The 19,416-nt window shown below is 63.4% G+C and carries 19 protein-coding genes; 14 read left to right on the plus strand and 5 right to left on the minus strand.

Annotated elements, in window-relative coordinates; translation table 11 throughout:
- Window positions 1-38 precede the first annotated feature (38 nt).
- The 6 genes from rnc to tadA all read left to right on the plus strand — a co-directional run bounded on the left by rnc (window position 39) and on the right by tadA (window position 5,385).
- Window positions 39-728 (plus strand): ribonuclease III, encoded by a 690-nt coding sequence (gene rnc, locus TU75_RS25265; protein ID WP_003188856.1) that lies wholly within the window; start codon window positions 39-41, stop codon window positions 726-728.
- Entirely contained in the window at window positions 721-1,623 is a 903-nt protein-coding gene (gene era, locus TU75_RS25270; RefSeq protein ID WP_003234112.1) for a GTPase Era, read from the plus strand. The genes rnc and era overlap by 8 nt, the downstream gene beginning before the upstream one ends.
- Before the next feature lie 230 nt (window positions 1,624-1,853).
- Window positions 1,854-2,543 (plus strand): DNA repair protein RecO, encoded by a 690-nt coding sequence (gene recO / locus TU75_RS25275; RefSeq protein ID WP_003234110.1) that lies wholly within the window; start codon window positions 1,854-1,856, stop codon window positions 2,541-2,543.
- A gap of 51 nt (window positions 2,544-2,594) precedes the next feature.
- Window positions 2,595-3,338 carry a pyridoxine 5'-phosphate synthase gene (gene pdxJ, locus TU75_RS25280; protein WP_003234108.1) on the plus strand — a complete coding sequence of 248 codons (744 nt, stop codon included), beginning with the start codon at window positions 2,595-2,597 and terminating at the stop codon, window positions 3,336-3,338.
- Window positions 3,339-3,508: 170 nt separating this feature from the next.
- On the plus strand, window positions 3,509-4,885 hold the full coding sequence (locus TU75_RS25285) for a multicopper oxidase family protein (RefSeq protein WP_060550493.1): 1,377 nt from the start codon (window positions 3,509-3,511) through the stop codon (window positions 4,883-4,885).
- Window positions 4,885-5,385 (plus strand): tRNA adenosine(34) deaminase TadA, encoded by a 501-nt coding sequence (gene tadA / locus TU75_RS25290; RefSeq protein WP_015371306.1) that lies wholly within the window; start codon window positions 4,885-4,887, stop codon window positions 5,383-5,385. Before TU75_RS25285 ends, tadA begins: the two co-directional genes overlap by 1 nt.
- Before the next feature lie 74 nt (window positions 5,386-5,459).
- Here the strand turns inward: tadA and cmoB are convergent, their stop codons facing one another.
- The 5 genes from cmoB to TU75_RS25315 form a co-directional block, all read right to left on the minus strand.
- A complete protein-coding gene (cmoB, locus tag TU75_RS25295) occupies window positions 5,460-6,416 on the minus strand; it encodes a tRNA 5-methoxyuridine(34)/uridine 5-oxyacetic acid(34) synthase CmoB (protein WP_060550487.1) in 957 nt (318 codons plus the stop codon).
- Entirely contained in the window at window positions 6,413-7,156 is a 744-nt protein-coding gene (gene cmoA / locus TU75_RS25300) for a carboxy-S-adenosyl-L-methionine synthase CmoA (protein WP_060550488.1), read from the minus strand. Before cmoA ends, cmoB begins: the two co-directional genes overlap by 4 nt.
- An 81-nt stretch (window positions 7,157-7,237) precedes the next feature.
- Window positions 7,238-7,627: a protease inhibitor I42 family protein gene (locus TU75_RS25305; protein ID WP_015371308.1), complete on the minus strand. Its 390-nt coding sequence runs from the start codon at window positions 7,625-7,627 to the stop codon at window positions 7,238-7,240.
- 183 nt (window positions 7,628-7,810) lie between these two features.
- A complete protein-coding gene (gene lon / locus TU75_RS25310; RefSeq protein ID WP_003234090.1) occupies window positions 7,811-10,231 on the minus strand; it encodes an endopeptidase La in 2,421 nt (806 codons plus the stop codon).
- A 109-nt stretch (window positions 10,232-10,340) separates the two neighbouring features.
- A complete protein-coding gene (locus TU75_RS25315; protein WP_015371309.1) occupies window positions 10,341-11,330 on the minus strand; it encodes a GntR family transcriptional regulator in 990 nt (329 codons plus the stop codon).
- A 313-nt stretch (window positions 11,331-11,643) separates the two neighbouring features.
- Here TU75_RS25315 and TU75_RS25320 point away from each other — a divergent pair, with 313 nt between their 5' ends.
- The 8 genes from TU75_RS25320 to TU75_RS25355 all read left to right on the plus strand — a co-directional run bounded on the left by TU75_RS25320 (window position 11,644) and on the right by TU75_RS25355 (window position 19,275).
- Window positions 11,644-12,966 (plus strand): amidase, encoded by a 1,323-nt coding sequence (locus tag TU75_RS25320; RefSeq protein ID WP_060550489.1) that lies wholly within the window; start codon window positions 11,644-11,646, stop codon window positions 12,964-12,966.
- An 11-nt stretch (window positions 12,967-12,977) separates the two neighbouring features.
- On the plus strand, window positions 12,978-13,856 hold the full coding sequence (locus TU75_RS25325; protein WP_003234086.1) for a polysaccharide deacetylase family protein: 879 nt from the start codon (window positions 12,978-12,980) through the stop codon (window positions 13,854-13,856).
- 27 nt (window positions 13,857-13,883) lie between these two features.
- Complete coding sequence (locus TU75_RS25330) at window positions 13,884-15,224, plus strand: MFS transporter (RefSeq protein WP_003234085.1); 1,341 nt, start codon at window positions 13,884-13,886, stop codon at window positions 15,222-15,224.
- 10 nt (window positions 15,225-15,234) lie between these two features.
- Complete coding sequence (locus TU75_RS25335; RefSeq protein ID WP_060550490.1) at window positions 15,235-15,996, plus strand: SDR family NAD(P)-dependent oxidoreductase; 762 nt, start codon at window positions 15,235-15,237, stop codon at window positions 15,994-15,996.
- A 76-nt stretch (window positions 15,997-16,072) separates the two neighbouring features.
- Complete coding sequence (locus tag TU75_RS25340; protein ID WP_060550491.1) at window positions 16,073-16,822, plus strand: SDR family NAD(P)-dependent oxidoreductase; 750 nt, start codon at window positions 16,073-16,075, stop codon at window positions 16,820-16,822.
- A gap of 13 nt (window positions 16,823-16,835) precedes the next feature.
- A complete protein-coding gene (locus tag TU75_RS25345; protein ID WP_060550492.1) occupies window positions 16,836-17,132 on the plus strand; it encodes a hypothetical protein in 297 nt (98 codons plus the stop codon).
- A complete protein-coding gene (locus TU75_RS25350) occupies window positions 17,129-18,103 on the plus strand; it encodes a CobW family GTP-binding protein (RefSeq protein ID WP_003234082.1) in 975 nt (324 codons plus the stop codon). Before TU75_RS25345 ends, TU75_RS25350 begins: the two co-directional genes overlap by 4 nt.
- The gene (locus TU75_RS25355; RefSeq protein WP_003234081.1) at window positions 18,100-19,275 is read left to right on the plus strand and encodes an ABC transporter substrate-binding protein; all 1,176 of its coding nucleotides are present in this window, start codon (window positions 18,100-18,102) and stop codon (window positions 19,273-19,275) included. Before TU75_RS25350 ends, TU75_RS25355 begins: the two co-directional genes overlap by 4 nt.
- The last annotated feature ends 141 nt before the right edge of the window (window positions 19,276-19,416 follow it).

Below are 19,416 nucleotides of genomic sequence, written 5' to 3' on the forward strand. Positions count from 1 at the left end.
GATGGCCGCCGGTGCCACCAACTAGATATGGATAAACCGTGACCGTTTCTCTGAGTCGTCTCGAGCGCCAGCTCGGCTACACCTTCAAGGATCAGGAATTGATGGTCCTTGCCCTCACACACCGCAGCTTTGCAGGGCGCAATAACGAGCGCCTGGAATTCCTCGGTGATGCCATCCTCAATTTCGCCGCCGGTGAGGCGTTGTTCGAGCGCTTCCCCCAGGCGCGCGAAGGCCAGCTTTCACGCCTGCGTGCGCGGCTGGTGAAAGGCGAGACCCTGGCCGTGCTGGCCCGTGGTTTTGGCCTGGGCGAATACCTGCGCCTGGGGTCCGGCGAATTGAAGAGCGGCGGTTTTCGTCGCGAGTCGATCCTGGCCGATGCCCTGGAAGCCTTGATCGGCGCAATCTACCTGGATGCGGGCATGGAGACGGCCAAAGAGCGTGTGGTCGCCTGGCTGGCATCGGAGATCGAAAGCCTGACCCTGGTCGACACCAACAAGGATCCCAAGACCCGCCTGCAGGAATACCTGCAGTCGCGCGGGTGCGAACTGCCACGCTACGAAGTGGTGGATATTCAGGGTGAGCCCCATTGCCGCGTGTTCTTCGTGGAATGTGAAATCACTTTATTGAACGAAAAAAGCCGAGGTCAGGGTGTGAGCCGTCGTATTGCCGAACAGGTAGCGGCCGCTGCAGCACTGATTGCCCTGGGCGTGGAGAATGGCCATGACTGATTCAACCGCAACACGCTGTGGCTATGTTGCCATCGTCGGCCGCCCCAACGTGGGCAAGTCCACGCTGCTCAACCACATCCTCGGCCAGAAGCTTGCGATCACCTCGCGCAAGCCGCAGACCACCCGGCACAACATGCTTGGCATCAAGACCGAAGGCAGTGTGCAGGCGGTGTACGTCGACACTCCTGGCATGCACAAGGGGGGCGAAAAAGCCCTCAACCGCTACATGAACAAGACCGCCTCGGCGGCGTTGAAAGACGTCGACGTGGTGATCTTCGTGGTCGACCGCACCAAGTGGACCGACGAAGACCAGATGGTCCTGGAGCGCGTGCAGTACGTCACCGGCCCGCTGATAGTGGCACTGAACAAGACCGACCGCATCGAAGACAAAGCCGAGCTGATGCCGCACCTGACCTGGCTGCAGGAGCAACTGCCGAACGCGCAGATCATGCCGATCTCGGCGCAGCACGGCCACAACCTTGAAGCCCTCGAGCGCGTGATCGCCGGCTACCTGCCGGAAAACGAACACTTCTTCCCGGAAGATCAGATCACCGACCGCAGCAGCCGCTTTCTCGCCGCTGAACTGGTGCGCGAGAAAATCATGCGCCAGATGGGCGCCGAGCTGCCGTACCAGATCACCGTGGAAATCGAAGAATTCAAGCAGCAGGGCAAGACCTTGCACATCCATGCGCTGATCCTCGTCGAACGTGATGGCCAGAAAAAAATCATCATTGGCGACAAGGGCGAGCGCATCAAGCGCATCGGCACCGAGGCGCGCAAGGACATGGAGCTGCTGTTCGACTCCAAGATCATGCTCAACCTGTGGGTGAAGGTGAAGGGTGGCTGGTCCGATGACGAGCGCGCACTGCGCTCGCTGGGCTACGGCGACCTGTAACAGGCCCGCAGAACAGCGCGGGGCAAAAATATGGGAGGGGGCTTGCTGTGGCGAGCGGGCTTGCCCCGCGTTGGGGCGCGAAGCGCCCCCAATCCAGCAAAACGCGGTGTACCTGATACGGCTCAGCGCCTGGTTTTGGGGCTGCTGCGCAGCCCAACGCAGGACAAGCCTGCTCGCCACAGCAAGTGTTTACTTAGCACATTGATTGCTCCTTAGAGATTCTGCGTCTCATGTCCCAATCCCCACCCCCCAGCCAACTCGCCTACGTGCTGCACAGCCGCGCCTATCGCGAGACCAGCGCGCTGGTGGACTTCCTCACGCCCCAGGGCCGGCTGCGCGCGGTATTGCGCAGCGCGCGCGGCAAGGCCGGTACGTTGGCGCGGCCATTCGTGGCGCTGGACGTCGAGTTTCGGGGCAAGGGCGAGTTGAAGAACGTCGGCCGCCTGGAAAGCGTCGGCACCTCCGCCTGGCTCAATGGCGATGCGCTGTTCAGCGGCCTCTACCTCAATGAACTGCTGATCCGCCTGCTGCCCGCCGAAGACCCGCACCCCGGCGTGTTCGATCACTACGCTGCCACCTTGCTCGCCCTCGCCGAAGGCCGCCCGCTGGAGCCGTTGTTGCGCGCGTTCGAATGGCGTCTGCTGGACGACCTGGGATACGGCTTCGAACTGAGCAACGACGTGCACGGCGAGCCCGTCGCCGCCGACGGCATGTACCGCCTGCAGGTCGACGCCGGCCTTGAGCGCGTCTACCTGCTGCAACCGGGGCTGTTCCAGGGCGCCGAGTTGCTGGCCATGAGCGAGGCGGACTGGACCGCGCCCGGCGCGCTGTCGGCCGCCAAACGCCTGATGCGCCAGGCTCTCGCGGTGCACTTGGGTGGCAAGCCGCTGGTCAGTCGCGAGTTGTTTCGAAAGCCCTGACATCCCCGTGTATGCTGTGCACCGATTCTTTCCCCTTTCAGGAGCGCTTCCGTGAGCACCAGCAATCGTATTCTTCTTGGCGTCAACATCGACCACGTTGCCACCCTGCGTCAGGCCCGGGGCACTCGCTACCCGGACCCGGTCAAGGCCGCGCTGGACGCCGAAGAAGCGGGCGCCGATGGCATCACCGTGCACCTGCGCGAAGACCGTCGCCATATTCAGGAACGTGACGTGCTGCTGCTTAAGGACGTTCTTCAAACCCGCATGAATTTCGAAATGGGCGTCACCGAAGCCATGATGGCCTTCGCCGAGCGCATCCGCCCGGCGCACATCTGCCTGGTGCCGGAAACCCGCCAGGAACTCACCACCGAAGGCGGCCTCGACGTGGCCGGCCAGGAAGCGCGGATCAAGGCCGCCGTGGAGCGCCTGTCGCAGATCGGCAGCGAAGTCTCGCTGTTCATCGACGCCGACGAGCGCCAGATCGAAGCCTCGCGCCGTGTCGGTGCGCCGGCCATCGAGCTGCACACCGGCCGTTACGCTGACGCCACCACGCCTGGCGAAGTCGCCGATGAGCTGCAACGGGTTATCGACGGCGTGACGTTCGGTCTCCAGCAAGGCTTGATCGTCAATGCCGGCCATGGTCTGCACTACCACAACGTGCAGGCCGTGGCCGCGATCAAGGGCATCAACGAGTTGAACATCGGCCACGCGCTGGTGGCCCACGCACTGTTCGTCGGCTTCAAAGGCGCGGTGGCCGAAATGAAAGCCCTGATCCTCGCCGCCGCCAAAGCCTGAAGAACGCAGAAAATCCAGTGTGAGAGGGGGGCTTGCTCCCACATTTTGATCCCCATCAGGCTCCAGCAATCAACCGTGCGGCAATGCGAAGCCTTACTGTTTAGCCGATGGCGGTGTATCGTATCCGCCCTTTGCAGGTCCCGTGCCTGCGGCTGATACGTGAGGTTGTTGTGTCCCGATCCTTTTCCCGTCGACAGATCCTGGGTGGTCTTGCAGGCCTGGCCGTTGTAGGCGTCGGCGCCGGGGGCGGCTATCGCTACTGGCTGGGGAAAGTCGCCGAGTCCGAGGCGGGGCACGATTACGAGTTGATCGCGGCGCCCCTGGATGTGGAACTGGTGCCCGGCCACATCACCCAGGCCTGGGCATTCGGCCCCTCGGCGCCCGGCACCGAGCTTCGCGTGCGCCAGGGCGAATGGCTGCGGGTACGTTTCATCAATCACTTGCCGGTGGCCACCACCATCCACTGGCACGGCATCCGCCTGCCGCTGGAAATGGACGGCGTGCCCTACGTCTCGCAACTGCCGGTATTGCCCGGCGAATACTTCGACTACAAATTCCGCGTGCCCGACGCTGGCAGCTACTGGTACCACCCCCATGTGAACAGCAGCGAAGAACTCGGCCGTGGCCTGGTCGGCCCGCTGATCATCGAAGAGCGCGAACCCACCGGCTTCAAGCACGAACGCACCCTCAGCCTCAAAAGCTGGCATGTGGACGAAGACGGCGCGTTCGTCGCGTTCAGCATCCCACGCGAAGCGGCGCGCGGCGGTACGGCGGGGCGCCTGTCCACCATCAATGGCGTGTCCCAGGCAGTGATTGACCTGCCGGCCGGGCAGATCACCCGCGTGCGCCTGCTCAACCTCGATAACACCCTGACCTATCGCATCAACATTCCGGACGTCGAAGCGCAGATCTACGCACTGGACGGCAACCCCATCGAACCGCGCCCGCTGGGCAAGGAATACTGGCTGGGGCCCGGCATGCGCATTTGTCTGGCGATCAAGGCCCCGCCGGCGGGTGCAGAACTGTCGATCCGCAACGGGCCGGTGCGCCTGGGCACCTTCCGCTCGGTAGCCAACACCGATGCGCCCAGCCAATGGCCGCCCGCGTTGCCGGCCAACCCGATCAGCGAGCCGGACCTGGCCAATGCCGAGAAACTCAACTTCAACTTTGAATGGGTGGGCACGGTGTCGGTGGATGACGGCAAGCCGCCGAGCCTGTGGCAGATCAACGGCAAGGCCTGGGACATCACCGACAAGACCTGCGCCGACCGCCCGATTGCCAAACTGGAAAAGGGCAAGAGCTACATTTTCGAACTGAAGAACATGACCCAGTACCAGCACCCAATCCATTTGCACGGCATGAGCTTCAAGGTCATTGCCTCGAACCGCCACAAGGTGGTGCCGTACTTCACCGACACTTACCTGCTGGGCAAGAACGAACGCGCCCGCGTGGCCTTGGTGGCGGATAATCCCGGGGTGTGGATGTTCCATTGCCATGTGATCGACCACATGGAAACCGGCCTGATGGCCTCCATCGAGGTGGCGTGATGCGCCAGATTCGCCCCGCCGCAATCATCGATCGCAGCCGCGACCAGCACTTCATGCGCGAAGCCCTGGCCCTCGCTGCACAAGGTGCGACACTCGGCGAAGTGCCGGTGGGCGCGGTACTGGTGCAGAACGGCGAAATCATCGGCCGAGGCTTCAACTGCCCCATCAGCGGCAACGACCCCAGCGCCCATGCCGAGATGGTCGCGATTCGCGCTGCAGCCCAGGCCATCAGCAACTATCGACTGGTGGGCAGCACTCTATACGTGACCCTGGAGCCGTGCAGCATGTGCGCGGGGTTGATCGTGCATTCGCGGGTTGCGCGGGTGGTGTATGGCGCGCTGGAGCCCAAGGCCGGGATTGTGCAGAGCCAGGGGCAGTTTTTTACCCAGGACTTTCTCAACCACCGTGTGCTGTTTGAAGGGGGGGTGCTGGCCGAGGAATGCGGCGCCGTTCTGAGCGAATTCTTCAAAGCCCGCCGAGCCAAACCCTCTTCCAGCTGACACCGGGAAACCAATGTGGGAGCAGGCAAGCCAGCTCCCACAGGTGATCTTCATGTAGTCAGGGGCGTTGTGAGCTACTTCCTGGCAATGATCACCGCCCGCATCGGCGCCGGCAGCCCTTCGATAGTCTTGCTGTGATCTTGCGGATCAAGAAAGTCACTCAACGACTGATACTTCATCCACTCGGTCCCGCGTTGTTCCTCCACCGTGGTCACGCTCACATCCACGCAGCGCACTTCACTGAACCCGGCGCGGCGCAGCCATAGCATCAGGGCCGGTACCGAGGGCAGGAACCACACGTTGCGCATCTGCGCGTAGCGGTCTTCCGGCACCAGCACCTGTTGCTGATCGCCTTCCACCACCAGGGTTTCCAGCACCAGTTCGCCGCCCTTGACCAGGGTGTCTTTCAACGCCAGCAGGTGCTCGATGGGCGAACGGCGGTGATAGAACACGCCCATGGAAAACACCGTATCGAAGCCTTCAAGGTTTGCCGGCAAGTCTTCGAACGGGAACGGCAGGTGCCAGGCCCGTGGCTCGGACAGGTAGCGTTGCACCGCCTGGAACTGGCAGAAAAACAGCCAGTTGGGGTCCACGCCGATCACGCTGTCGGCACCCGCGCCGAGCATGCGCCACATGTAGTAGCCGTTGCCGCAGCCCACATCGAGGATGCGTTTACCCTTCAAGTTCAGGTGTGGCGCTACCCGTGACCACTTCCAGTCCGAGCGCCATTCGGTGTCCACGTGCACGCCGAACAGGTGGAACGGTCCTTTGCGCCACGGGCTCAGGCCCATCAGCGCGGTGTGCATCTGCGCGCGCGTTTGGTCGTCGCAATCGGTGTCCAGCGTCAGGCCATTGAGCAGGTCGACGGTGCTTGGCAGGATGGCCGGCAGCGCATCCAGCGCGCTTTGCCAGCGCTCCAGGTCGCCGTGGCCTTTTTCCATCTTGCTATCGAGCTGCGCTTGCAGGCCCTGGGCCCACACAGCCAGGGGAGTGTCGACCAAGTGGCGGGCGAGGGGAGACAGATCAATCATGGCAAGGCAATCAACGAGGCAAAGTTAAGACACTGGAACCACGGCACCACGCTCGAGAACCCGGCCGCCAGCAGGCGTTCGCGGTGTTCTTCGAGGCTGTCGGGCTTCATGACGTTTTCGATGGCGCTGCGCTTCTGGGCGATTTCCAGCTCGCTGTAGCCGTTGGCGCGTTTGAACGCGATATGCAGGTCGGTGAGTAACGCATGTTCCTGGGCATCATTGAAGCGCAGCTTTTCCGAGAGGATCAGCGCACCGCCTGGCACCAGTGCCTGGCGGATACGCGCGAGCAAGGCCAGGCGCTCGTCCGGGGCGATAAATTGCAGGGTGAAGTTCAGGGCAACCACCGACGCCGGCTGGAACTGCAAAGCAAGGATATCGCCGTCGATCACCTCAACCGGCAGCAACTCCTGGAACATCGAGTCCTGGCCATTGAGGTATTCACGGCAACGCTCGACCATCGCCGCCGAGTTATCCACCGCGATCACCCGGCAACCGTCCGTGCGCACATGACGACGCAGGGCCTGGGTGACGGCACCGAGGGACGAGCCCAGGTCATACAGGACGCTATCAGGCTGGGCGAACTGCGCCGCGAGCACGCCGAGGTTTTCGACGATGGTCGGATAACCCGGCACCGAGCGCTTGATCATGTCCGGGAACACCCGCACCACGTCCTCGTTAAAGGCGAAGTCCGGCACCTGGGGCAAGGGCTGGGCGAATAGGCGATCGGGTTCTTTGCTCACGGTTGTTCCGGCGACGAAAGGGAAGGGCCGGCATTTTAGCCAACTTGGCCCTCGGGTGCGCGGGTTGTCTGATGGGGTGCTCTAGTTCACCGTAATGGCGCAGTCGAAGGTGTCGACGGGCTCGGCTTCCGGCTCCCACGGTTGCTGGGAGGTCAGGCGCAAACGGCCCTGCCCGGCAGTGAATGCCTGGAACCGCCAGGTGGACTGGCCGCCGCCGCCGATCACGCCGGACTCGGTGCTGCTGTAGACCTCCGGGCTCAGCGCACGCAATACGCCGCCGGCCGAATCCTGGATGGCCCAGCGGTAGCCGGTGGTGGGATTGCTCGGCAGGGTGAGGATCAGGTTCTGACCGGATTTGAGCTGCAGCGGGCAAGCGCTCTGGTCGTCCACGGTGATGTTTTGCTTCGGCGCGCTGGCGCACGCGGACAACAAGGCAAGGCTCAGGGGAAGAAACAGACGGGCAACGGTCATGGGGGCTCCGGTTGTACACGACGAAGGGCGAGCATAACCGAAGATGGAGTATCAGGGATTTTTGCGGTCACTGGGCCGGCGCTTTCGCGGGCAAGCCCGCTCCCACCTTTTGAGTTGTGAATACTTTCAAAATGTGGGAGCGGGCTTGCCCGCGAAGAGGCCTGAATGGGTACTACATAAATCTCAGAACAACACTTTGGCCACATCCGCAAAGCGCTTGGCAAAGTGCACCGTCATGCCTTCCTTCAGGTACTCCGGCAATTCTTCAAAACTGCCACGGTTGGGCTCGGGCAGGATCAGTTCGTGGATCTTCTGGCGCCGCGCCGCGATCACTTTCTCGCGTACGCCACCAATCGGCAGCACGTGCCCGGTCAGCGTCAGCTCGCCAGTCATGGCTACGCCTTTTTTCGGCGCCTGGTTGCGCGCCAGCGACAGCAGCGCACTGGCCATGGTCACGCCCGCGCTTGGGCCGTCTTTCGGCGTGGCACCTTCCGGCACGTGCAAGTGCACGAAGGCTTCGTCGAAGAACTTCGGGTCACCGCCAAACGACTTCAGGTTGGAGCTGATGTAGCTGTAGGCAATTTCGGCAGACTCCTTCATCACCTCGCCCAACTGCCCGGTGAGCTTGAAGCCGCGATTGAGCGTGTGGATGCGCGTGGCCTCGATGGGCAGTGTGGCGCCGCCCATGCTGGTCCAGGCCAGGCCGGTAATCACGCCGGTACCGGACAGCACTTGCTCATTGCGAAACACCGGCATGCCCAGTGAACTTTCGAGGTCCTTGTTGCCGATCTTGATCACCGAGTCCGGCGCATCCAGCAACTTGACCACCGCCTTGCGCACCAGTTTGCCCAGTTGCTTTTCCAACTGGCGCACCCCGGCTTCCCGGGCGTAGCCGTCGATCAACGCGCGCAGGGCGCCGTCGCTGATGGTCAGGCTGTTTTTCGCCACGCCGGCTTTTTCCAGCTGTTTGGGCCACAGGTGGCGCTTGGCGATGGCGACTTTTTCTTCGGTGATATAGCCCGACAGGCGAATCACTTCCATGCGGTCCAGCAACGGGCCGGGGATGGAGTCCAGAGTATTGGCGGTGCACACGAACAGCACCTTGGACAGGTCCAGGCGCAGGTCGAGATAATGGTCGAGGAATTCGACGTTCTGCTCCGGGTCGAGGGTTTCCAGCAGTGCCGAGGCCGGGTCGCCCTGGAAGCTCTGGCCCATCTTGTCGATCTCGTCGAGCATGATCACCGGGTTCATCACTTCCACATCCTTGAGCGCCTGCACCAGCTTGCCCGGCAGGGCACCGATGTAGGTGCGGCGATGGCCCTTGATCTCGGCCTCGTCGCGCATGCCGCCGACGCTGAAGCGATAGAACGGCCGGCCCAGGGACTCGGCGATGGACTTGCCGACGCTGGTCTTGCCCACACCCGGCGGGCCCACCAGCAGCACGATGGAGCCGGCGACCTCGCCTTTATAGGCGCCCACCGCCAGGAATTCGAGGATGCGGCTCTTGATGTCATCAAGCCCGGCGTGGTGTTTGTCCAGCACCTTGCGCGCGTGCTTGAGGTCGAGCTTGTCCTTGCCGTACACGCCCCACGGCACCGCAGTGGCCCAGTCGAGGTAGTTGCGTGTGACCGCGTATTCCGGCGAGCCGGTTTCCAGGATCGACAGTTTGTTCAGTTCTTCATCGATGCGTTTTTTGGCCTGGGTGGGCAACACCTTGCCTTCCAGGCGCTGCTCGAACTGCTCGACGTCCGCGCTGCGGTCGTCCTTGGTCAGGCCCAGCTCCTGCTGGATGACCTTGAGCTGTTCCTTGAGGAAGAATTCGCGCTGGTGCTCGCCGATCTTGCGGTTCACCTCGGCGGACAGCTCTTTCTGCAGGCGCGCCACTTCTACCTCTTTGCGCAGCATCGGCAGCACTTTTTCCATGCGCTTGAGCATGGGCACGCAGTCCAGCACTTCCTGCAACTCATTACCGGTGGCCGAGGTGAGCGCGGCGGCAAAGTCGGTGAGCGGCGATGGGTCGTTGGGGCTGAAGCGGTTGAGGTAGTTCTTCAATTCTTCGCTGTACAGCGGGTTGAGCGGCAGCAGTTCCTTGATCGCATTGATCAGCGCCATGCCGTAGGCCTTGACCTCATCGGTCGGCTCGCTCGGCTGGTGCGGGTATTCGACCTCCACCAGATAGGGCGGACGATGGTGTTTGAGCCAGGTCTTGATGCGTACGCGGGTCAGGCCCTGGGCGACGAACTGCAGCTTGCCGTTCTCGCGGCTGGCGTGGTGCACCTTGACCAGCGTGCCGTACAGCGGCAGCGCCGAGGTGTCGAAGTGGCGCGGATCTTCCGGCGGGGTCTCCATGAAGAAAAGTGCCAGGGAGTGGTGATCGGATTTGCTCACCAGCTCCAGGGTTTCGGCCCATGGCTCTTCGTTGACGATCACCGGCAGTACTTGCGCCGGGAAGAACGGGCGGTTGTGAATCGGGATGATGTAGACCTTGTCCGGCAGGTTTTGCCCAGGCAGCGCCAGCCCGGTGTTGGACGAAGCGGATTCAGCGTTTTCGGGGTCGGCGTAATCGTTGATGTCGTAATCGGGGAAATCTTGCTGGTCGCTCATGGGGCACCTGCATAAGGAAGTATGGTGCTTAGATGGGGCGGGGCAGCGAGGGTTTCAATGGCGGGGGGGCGATAGCAACATATTGCATAAAATAACCAGCGTGACGCCGTCAGCTGATTTTGTGCAGATAGGCCGGAATCGGCTGTTCCGGCAGTACCGACAACACTTTCAAGCGCTGCAACATCCGCTGGCTGGCCCGTTGCAGGTGCTCGCGCAGGTTCAGCGCCGCCGCATCCACGGCGCCGTGCAGCAACAATTCCAAAATCAGACGATGCTCGGCCAGCATCGCCGGGTCGGCGCCGATGCCGAGCAGGCGATGGAAAATCCGGCTGATGATCATCGGGCTCTGGCCCTGGCGAATCAACGCGGCCATCTTTCGGTTCTGCAGACCGGCCAGGCAGCGCTGGTGCAAGTCCTCCTCGATCTGCTCGATGGCCTGCAGGCTGCACTGTGGGTTGTCCTGGGCCGTCAGCACCCGTTGCAACATCGCCTGCAGTTCCTCGCGGTCGAGGTTCGGCGCGCTCTGTCGCAGGGCTTCGGGTTCGAGGCACGCGCGCAGTTCGTAGTCTTCGGTGACTTCGCGCGCGGTCAGCGGGCCGGCCAGCCACTGGGAGTAGGGCTCCTTTTCCACCAGACCACGGTCGCGCAGGCGCATCAGCGCTTCGCGCACCACCGCGCGGCTGACCTTGAAGTGGTCGGCGGCGGCCTGTTCATCCAGGCGATAGTGGCCGAAGGCGATGCAGGTGGACAGCGCCGCGCCGATGTCCTCGACGATGCGCTCACCCAGCGGACGTGTGTCCACCAGCTCAGTCTCGCCGTTGAGACCCAGATGCGCATGGCTCAGGGGCAGGCGTAGCGGCTCAATCGCGAGGTTATCGGGGTTGATCAGGTAACCCCGGCCGTTGAAGCGGCAGATCAACCCTTCGGCGTGCAGCAGGTCCAGCGCCTTGCGCACCGGCACGCGGCTGGTGCCGAACAGTTCGGCCAGCGGCGCTTCGAGCAATACCAGGCCATGACGCGCGGTGCCGTTGACGATCGAGTCACGCAATACCTGGTGAATCATCGCGTAACGGGAGGCCGGGGCGGACACTGCTTTCATCGGTTTCTCAGGACCTTGTAGGACGGGGGGCGGCGGATTCTCTCACAGATGCAGCTGTCACTCTGCGCCACGTCGGCGGCGCTGTTTTGGGGCTGATGTTACCTTTCTGCACCAAAATGTATTTTTTACTAAAAGATACATTATTTCATTGAAGACCTTGATGGCGCTCACCGCCAGTATTTTTTGACGATGCAACGCATCTAGCCCGTGGTTATGCGTGAAAAGCGCAAGACCCGGTGCAGAGACTGGCACGAAAGCTGCCTCTGTAAAATGTACATTTTATTAATATGTACGTTTTATGAGGTTGATCCCGATGTCAGACGCCACCTCAATGGCCGAGGATTTCGCCAGCGGCCGTAACGACCCGGTGCAAGCCCTCGAACAGGCGCTCGAAAAAGCCGCCCACTCGCCCTCGGTGTTTATCAGCCTGAGCGCAGAGCGCGCCCGCCGCGAGGCCGAAGCCGCCGCCGCGCGCTGGCGTGCCGGGCAGCCCTTGAGCCGGCTCGATGGTGTGCCGCTGGCCTGGAAAGACCTGTTCGACGTTGCCGGCAGCGTCACCACGGCGGGCGCCGCCTACCGCCGCCATGCGCCGGCCGCTTTGCTCGATGCGCCGATGGTCGGCCTGTTATGCCGCGCCGGCATGGTCAGTCTAGGCAAGACCAACCTCAGCGAACTGGCGTATTCGGGCCTGGGCCTGAACCCGCATTTCGGCACCCCTCATAACCCCCATGGTCTTGATCAGGCGCGCATTCCCGGCGGTTCCTCGTCCGGTTCGGGAGCGGCCGTCGCCGCCGGTATCGTGCCCATCGCCATGGGCACCGACACCGCCGGCTCGATTCGCATTCCCGCCGCTCTCAACGGTGTGGTGGGTTACCGCAGCAGCAGCCGGCGCTACAGCCGCGACGGCGTGTTCCCGCTGGCACATACCCTCGACAGCCTCGGCCCGCTCACCCGCAGCGTGCGCGATGCGCTGACCCTCGACGACATACTGCATGGCCGCACTCAGCAGCACGATGCCCGCAGCCTCAAGGGCCAGCGCTTTGTGTTGGCGCAACAGGACGTTGAACCGGCCGTGGGCAATAACCTGCTGCGTGCGGTGGCGCAACTCAAGGCTCGCGGCGCGCTGATCGAAGAGCGCGAATGCCCGACCTTCCAGGCCGCGCTGAACCTGATCAAACACCATGGCTGGCTCGGCGCCTTCGAAGCCTTCGCACTGCACCAGGCGCTGCTCGACAGCCCCGACGCCGAACAGCTCGACCCCCGCGTACGCCGTCGCCTGGAAGCTGCGCGTGCATTGCCCGCCAGCCAATTGATCCACCTGACCGACGCGCGCCGCCAACTGCAACAGCAACTGCTCGACGACCTCGACGGCGCCATCCTCATCACCCCCACCGTGGCCCACGTCGCGCCGCCGTTGGCAGCGCTGGAAGCCGACGACGCGTTGTTCGTCAACACCAACCTCGCCACCTTGCGCCTGACCATGCCCGGCAGCCTGCTCGACATGCCAGGCGTCAATTTGCCCAGCGGCCGCGATGCCCGGGGCCTGCCCACCGGGCTGCTGCTCAGCGCCCCCAGCGGCGAAGACGCGCGGCTGCTGCGCGCAGCGTTATCCGTTGAATCCGTACTGAACGTTTAAGGAGACACACCATGGCTAAAGACATCCTCTGTGCATTTGGCGTCGACGTGGATGCCGTCGCCGGCTGGCTCGGGTCCTACGGCGGTGAAGACTCGCCGGACGACATCTCCCGCGGCCTGTTCGCCGGCGAAATCGGCGCGCCGCGCCTGCTCAAGCTGTTCGAGCGCTACGGCCTGCGCACCACCTGGTTCATTCCCGGCCACTCGATGGAAACCTTTCCCGAGCAGATGAAAGCCGTGGCCGACGCCGGCCATGAAATCGGCGTGCACGGCTACAGCCACGAAAACCCCATCGCGATGACCGCCGAGCAGGAAGAAATCGTGCTGGATAAATCCATCGAGCTGATCACCCAGGTCACCGGCAAACGCCCGACCGGTTACGTGGCGCCGTGGTGGGAATTCAGCAAGGTGACCAACGAGCTGCTGCTGAAAAAAGGCATCAAGTACGACCACAGCCTGATGCACAACGACTTCCATCCCTACTACGTGCGCAAGGGCGACAGCTGGACCAAGATCGACTACAGCCAGCACCCCGACACCTGGATGAAGCCTTTGGTACGCGGCGAGGAAACCGACCTGGTGGAAATTCCCGCCAACTGGTACCTCGACGACCTGCCGCCAATGATGTTCATCAAGAAAGCCCCCAACAGCCACGGTTTCGTCAACCCGCGTCACCTCGAAGAAATGTGGCGTGACCAGTTCGACTGGGTCTACCGCGAACATGAACACGCCGTGTTCACCATGACCATCCACCCCGACGTGTCCGGCCGCCCGCAGGTGCTGTTGATGCTCGAGCGCCTGATCGAACACATCCAGAGCCATGCCGGCGTGCGCTTCGTCACCTTCGACGAAATCGCCGACGACTTTATCCGCCGCCAACCCCGAACCTGATTTCACCCCACCCTTGAGGCGTGACCCATGTCCATCTACAACAAGCTTGACCTGACTGGCTGGAAACCCCGGCAACTGTCGTCCCAGGAAGTACGTTTCGCCACCTGGATTGCGTTTTTCGCCTGGGTGTTTGCGGTGTATGACTTCATCCTGTTCGGCACCTTGTTGCCGGAGATCGGCCGGCACTTTGGCTGGAGTGAAGTGGAGCAAGCGCGAATCGCGACCTGGGTGGCGGTGGGCACGGCGGTGGTGGCCTTTGCCGTCGGCCCGGTGGTCGACAAGTTGGGGCGGCGCAAAGGCATCATCCTCACCGTCGCCGGCTCCGCCTTGTGCTCGGCGCTCACCGCCATCGGCGGGGCGTGGGGCAAGTCGCCGCTGATCCTGATCCGTTCGCTGGCGGGCCTGGGCTATGCCGAGGAAACCGTCAACGCCACCTACCTGAGCGAACTGTATGGCGCCTCTCAGGATCCGAAGCTGACCAAACGCCGTGGCTTTATCTACAGCCTGGTACAGGGTGGCTGGCCGGTCGGGGCGTTGATCGCGGCGGGTTTGACCGCACTGCTGCTGCCGATCATCGGCTGGCAGGGCTGCTTCATTTTTGCCGCGATCCCGGCGGTGGTGATCGCGATCATGGCGCGCAAGCTCAAGGAGAGCCCGCAGTTCCAGATTCACCAGCGCATCAGCCAGTTGCGCAAAAGCGGCCAGGTGACCGAGGCGCAAAATGTCGCCGTCACCTACGGCGTGGACTACGACGAACACAGCAAGGCCGGTCTCAAAGCTGCCTTCCGGGGGCCGGCCCGTCGCGCCACGCTGGTGATTGGCGCTGCGCTGCTGCTCAACTGGGCCGCGATCCAGGTGTTCAGCGTGCTGGGGACCTCGGTCATTGTCAGCGTGCACAAGGTGTCGTTCGAGAACTCGCTGATCATCCTCGTGCTGTCGAATCTGGTGGGTTACTGCGGCTACCTGACTCACGGTTGGATGGGCGACAAAATTGGCCGGCGCAACGTGATCGGCCTCGGCTGGATGCTCGGCGGTCTGTCGTTCGCCGGCATGCTGTACGGCCCGAGCAATATGCCGACCGTGGTGGGGCTGTACAGCCTGGGCCTGTTCTTCCTGATCGGTCCATATTCGGCGGCGCTGTTCTTTATCAGTGAAAGTTTTCCCACCAGCATCCGCGCCACCGGCGGCGCGATCATCCACGCGATGGGCCCCATTGGTGCAGTGGTCGCGGGGTTCGGCGCCACGCAGGTGTTGTCCGCCGGCAGCGACTGGCAGACCGCCGCGCTGTGGTTCGGCGCCGTGCCGTGCTTTTTGTCCGGTGTGCTGATGTTTGCCGCACGCCATGTGCGCCCGGAAACCGTTCAGTAAGGAGTGATCAATGAGTCGCAAAGTGGCTGTGATTACCGGTGCCGCCAGCGGCATCGGCCAAGCGCTCGCGGTGGCCTATGCGCGCCACGGCGTTGCGGTGGTCGGCGGGTATTACCCGGCCGATCCGCACGACCCGCGCATCACCGTGTCGCAGGTGGAAGAGGCGGGCGGCGAGTGCCTGATGCTGCCGCTGGACGTGGGTGACACCGCTTCGGTCGACGCCCTGGCCGAGCAGGCGGTGCAGCATTTCGGCAGCCTCGACTACGCGGTGGCCAATGCCGGTTTGCTGCGTCGCGCACCCTTGTTGGAGATGACCGATGCGCTGTGGGACGAGATGCTCAATGTCGACCTGACCGGGGTGATGCGCACCTTTCGCGCGGCCACCCGCCACATGAAGGAAGGCGGCGCGCTGGTGGCGATTTCCTCGATTGCCGGCGGTGTGTATGGCTGGCAGGAACACAGCCATTACGCCGCGGCCAAGGCGGGTGTGCCGGGGTTGTGTCGGTCGCTGGCGGTGGAGTTGGCGCCGCTGGGCATTCGCTGCAATGCGGTGATTCCGGGGTTGATCGAAACACCGCAGTCGCTGGATGCGCAGAACTCGCTGGGGCCGGAAGGTCTGGCCAGGGCGGCGCGGGCAATTCCGTTGGGGCGAGTCGGTCGCGCGGATGAGGTGGCGTCGCTGGTGCAGTTTCTCACCAGTGAAGCGTCGAGCTATTTGACCGGGCAAAGCATCGTCATCGACGGCGGTTTAACCGTACGCTGGCCCGACTGACTGTAATAGGGTCTGAAAAATGTGGGAGCAGGCAAGCCAGCTCCCACAGGGGCCCGTGTTCAACAGGAGTGTTTGTATGACCCAACTCACCCACCGCCGCGCCGTCATCACGGGCGCCGGCAGCGGCATCGGTGCCGCCATCGCGCGCGCTTTTGCCGCCGAGGGCGCACATCTGCTGCTGGCCGATCGTAACGCCGCCAGCCTCGCTGAAACCGCGATCACCTGCCGCAACCTCGGCGCCGAAGTGGTCGAGTGCCTGGCCGATGTGGGCACCGTCGAAGGTGCCCAGGCCAGCGTTGATCGCTGCGTCGAGCACTTCGGCGGCATCGATGTGCTGGTCAACAACGCCGGCATGCTCACCCAGGCGCGCTGCGTCGACCTGTCCATCGAGCAGTGGAACGACATGCTGCGCGTCGACCTCACCAGCGTGTTCATCGCCAGCCAGCGCGCCTTGCCGCACATGCTCGCGCAGCGTTGGGGACGGATTATCAACATCGCCTCGCAGCTGGGCATCAAGGGCGGCGCCGAGTTGACCCACTACGCGGCGGCCAAGGCTGGGGTGATCGGCTTCACCAAGTCCCTGGCGCTGGAAGTGGCCAAGGACAACGTGCTGGTCAACGCCATCGCTCCGGGGCCGATTGAAACGCCGCTGGTGGGCGGCATCAGCGCCGACTGGAAGCGCGCCAAGGCTGCCGAACTGCCATTGGGGCGCTTCGGCCTGGCCGACGAAGTGGCGCCCACCGCCGTGCTCCTGGCCAGCGAGCCGGGTGGCAATCTGTTCGTCGGCCAGACCCTCGGGCCGAACTCCGGCGACGTCATGCCATGAGCGGTGTATAGCCATGTGCGGACTCTGCGGACTGCTCGGCGAAGACCTGCACTGGAGCGACCCCTTGGGTGATGAACTGCCCCGGCGCCGCGAACGCCTGCGCCGGATCGCGGCGATCAACCAGGTGCTGGCGGTGTTCCGGCTCAAGGTCGAAGACTTCCAGGGCGCGTCGTACCTGCTGCTGGGGGCCACCGGCAAACAGGCATTGGCCAGCGGTCTGGATCAATTGTGGCAAGCGGCCGAGGCCATGCTCGGACGATCGCTGGATCCGCTTGATCCGCGTTTGCTCGACCATCTGGAGTCAGCATGAGCATCGCCCTTAACGTCATCACCGGCTTTCTCGGCAGCGGCAAGACCACCTTGCTCACGCGCCTGCTGCAAGGTGAAAGCCTGGGCGATACCGCGTTGCTGATCAACGAATTCGGCGATGTGGGCATCGACCACCTGTTGGTGGAAGAAGTCGCGCCGGACACCGTGCTGCTGCCCAGTGGCTGCGTGTGCTGCTCGATTCGTGGCGAGTTGAAAGACGCACTGCTCGGCCTGCTGCAACGTCGCGAGCGCGGGGACATTCCGCCTTTCAAACGGGTGATCCTGGAAACCACGGGCCTGGCCGACCCGGCGCCCATCCTCGCCACCCTGAACAACGACGTGCAACTGCGCGGGCGTTTTCATATTGGTCTGGTGATCACCCTGGTCGACGCCAGCCACGCCGCGCTGCAGGAACGCCTGCACCCGGAATGGCTGGCCCAGGTGGCGGCGGCCGATCGCCTGCTGCTGAGCAAGACCGACCTGATGGACGACTGCACAGCGCTGCGCGCGCACCTGCAGGCGCTCAATGCCGGCACGCCGATCCTCGACACCCACGCGATCCACAGCGGCGACCAGTTGCTGCTCGGCGAAGGCCTGCGCAGCGCTGAACCAGCGGTGGAAGTGCGCCGCTGGCAACTGCATCAAGCCACCACTGTCACCCACGGGGACGCGCAAGTGTGCTGCCTCACGTTTGAGCAGCCGCTCGACTGGGTCGGCTTCGGGGTGTGGTTATCGATGCTGCTAAGATGCCACGGCGAACGAATCCTTCGCGTCAAAGGACTGCTCAACGTGAACGCAAGCTCGGCCCCCATCGTCATTCATGGCGTGCAGCATTGCCTGCATGCCCCGGTGCACCTGCCCGCGTGGCCGGGCACCGACCGCCAGTCACGGCTGGTGTTCATCCTGCGCGGCCTGGACCCCGCGCAACTGCGGCGCTCCTTCGACGTGTTCTCGCGGCGCTTCGCGGCATGATCACGCTACGCGTGCTCGGCACGTCCGTGACCCTGCTCGAATGCCTGCGGGTGAGGGCAGAGCAAGAGCTGGGTATTCGCCTGGTGTACCAGGTGCACGACGTTGCCCAGGCCCAGCGCATCGCGGTGATGCAACCCGACAGCTACGACCTGTATGACCAGTGGTTTCACAACGTCGACTTTGTGTGGCCGGCGCGGGCGATCCAGCCCATCGACACGCGGCGCATTGCGCTGTGGCACGAGATCAATGACCTGCCCAAGCGCGGTCGCCTGTCGCCCAATGATCGTCTGGGCAGCGGCAGCGTACCCAGCGAGCGCCTGTTCGTGCAGCACGACGGCAGCTTGGGCAGCAGCGTGACCGAGCGCATCAGCATGCTGCCCCTGACCCACAATGCCGACAGTTTCGCCTACCGCCCCGAGCGCGTGCCCGAAGGGTTCAGTCACGGCAATGAAAGCTGGGGCTGGCTGCTCGACCCGGCCTGGGGCGCGCGTACCGCGCTGCAAAGCGATGCCGCCATCGGTGCGCTGGACGCGGCGCTGGCGGTGCAGGGCGCGGGCTTGGCGCGCTTCAAGGACATCGGCAATATGAGCATCGAAGAGATCGATGTGCTGGCTGACATCCTGGTGGGCAAGCAGAAGGCAGGGCACTTTGCGGCGTTTTGGTCGGACGACGAAGAAGCGGCGCAACTGATGCTCAGCCCTAACGTGGATATCCAGAGCCTGTGGTCGCCGACCCTGATGCGCCTGCACCGCGCCGGCGTGAAATACCGGCTGGCGGTGCCGCGCGAAGGCTATCGCGGATGGTTTGGCGGCTTGTCCCTGTCGCGCCACGCCCAGGGGCCGGTGCTGGATGCGGCGTATGCGTACCTCAATTGGTGGTTGTCCGGCTGGCCGGGGGCGGTGATGGCGCGGCAGGGGTATTACATTGGCAATCCGGCGCGCAGTCGTGATCATTTGAGCGCGGCGGAGTGGGACTACTGGTACGCCGGCAAGCCTGCGCGGGAAGAGTTGTTGGGGAGCGACGGGTTACCCCTGATCGAGGTGGGGGAAGTGCGTGATGGGGGAGGGTACGAGCAGCGCATGGGGCATATTGCGGTGTGGAATTCGGTGATGGATGAGCATAATTATCTGGTGCGGCGGTGGGGGGACGTGATGCGGGCTCGGTTGGCTTGAAAGCAACCCCAGAAGGGACTGTCATAAATTTTGTGTTCGGGCATAACATGTTGATAGAGGTGCATGTATGCCGACCAAAAAGAAACCGGCCCGTGAGGCCCCGCGAGACCTTCCATCCATTCCCCAAGAGCTGATCGACCA

Source organism: Pseudomonas poae (assembly GCF_001439785.1).
In the GTDB taxonomy this organism is placed as follows: domain Bacteria; phylum Pseudomonadota; class Gammaproteobacteria; order Pseudomonadales; family Pseudomonadaceae; genus Aquipseudomonas; species Aquipseudomonas poae.